Below are 1,555 nucleotides of genomic sequence, written 5' to 3'. Positions count from 1 at the left end.
GGTGATGCGCCTCGGCGTCGGCAGCCGGGCGGCGTGAGGCGCCGCGCCGCTCGCCCCATCGGGTGGTTCATCCCCGCTTGGCTGCCCAAGCTCCGTCGCCCTCCGGCTTGACCGGAGGGCCCATTTCCCTGCCGCCACTCACACCTGAGGCGCATGGATGCTCCGGTCAAGCCGGAGCATGACGGGGGGTATGTGAGACGCGCGGCGGGAGCCGTTCGCGCCGGCTTCAGGGAAACAGATCGAGCGGGATGAGCTGCTCGCGCAGCAGATAGAGCATGCCCGTCACCGTCACCACCGAGGCCAGCGTGCCCACCAGCACGGCGGCGGAGGCCTCTTCCACATAGGTGTGGTACTGGCGCGCCAGGACGAAGCAGTTGAGCGCCGGCGGCAGCGCCGCCATCAGCAGCAGGGTCTGTGTCCAGGCGGGCGAGAAGCCGCCGAAGATCGACAGCGACACCAGCGCGATGGCCGGGTGCACCAGCAGCTTCAGGCCGAGCAGCGGCGGCAGTTCCGCGGGCACGCGCTTCAGAGGCCGCAGCGCCACCGTGACGCCGAGCGTGAACAAAGCGCAGGGCGCGGCGGCGTTCTTCAGGAAGTCCAGCATCTTGGCGATCGCCGCCGGCTCCTGGAACTTGATCGCCGCCGCCAGCACCCCGAGCAAAGTGGCGATGTTGAACGGGTGGGTCAGCACCCGCTTCACGATGATGCCCAAGGTGGTCCAGAGGCTCTCATGCTGGCCGCCGCGCATGGCCATCAGCAGCGGCACCAGCGTGAAGAAGAACACGCTGTCGCAGGCGAAGATCAGCGCCGCCGGCGTCGCCGCCCCCTGCCCCAGCGCGGCGAGCGTGAGGCCGGGACCCATATAGCCCACATTGGCATAGGCGCCGACCGTGGTGGCGATGGCCGCCTCGCCGATATTGCCCTTGCGGAAGAACAGCCCCAGCGCCAGCGCGATCACCGCGCAGGTGGCGGTGGAGGCGATGACGGCGAGGATGAAGGCGCCGTTGGCCAGTTCCTCGAACGGCGTCTGCGCGACAATGCGGTAGAACAGCGCCGGCAGCGCCACATAGATGATGAAGAAGGACAGCCAGGCGAGCCCCGCCTCCGGCAGCTTCACCACGCGCCCGCAGAAATAGCCGAGGAAGATCAGTCCGAAGAAGGGAAAGGCGAGGCCGATGAGGTCGGTCACGGGCGGGGTCCTGCTGCCGCGGGCTGGAAGGGCGCGGCGAAGCTAGCGGCGCAGCGGCGCGATGGAAAGCGCGCGCGGGGAATGGCTCGGCCTCGGCTTATGCGCGGGCGGGCATCGGCCGCCGTCCGCCATAGACCCGGACCTCGCCGTTCGCGTCCCCTCTCCGCTTGCGGGGGAGGGGTCAGGGGTGGGGGGCCGGCCGGGCGCGATCCTCAATCGCCACCGTCATCCCCCCGGCTTGTCCGGGGGGATCCACTCCGCGGCCGGGCCGGCGATTGGGCTTCGGCGGCAGGGTGGCGGCCCGGCGGAAGCCACGGCCGCGCCGGGGCATGACGGGGCGAGGATGGCCTGCCGCACACAGGGCGC

At 70.7% G+C, this 1,555-nt stretch carries 1 protein-coding gene; it reads right to left on the bottom strand.

Features of this window, described 5'->3' with window-relative positions; all coding sequences use genetic code 11:
* Positions 1–226: 226 nt before the first annotated feature.
* Complete coding sequence (locus AC2W7M_RS25200) at positions 227–1,189, bottom strand: AEC family transporter (RefSeq protein WP_486135815.1); 963 nt, start codon at positions 1,187–1,189, stop codon at positions 227–229.
* Positions 1,190–1,555: the final 366 nt, after the last annotated feature.

The organism is Xanthobacter sp. BG11Y11_SDJG, from assembly GCF_057364445.1.
The sequence above is the reverse complement of the archived record's forward strand: the minus strand, read 5'-3'. Positions and strand labels throughout refer to the sequence as shown.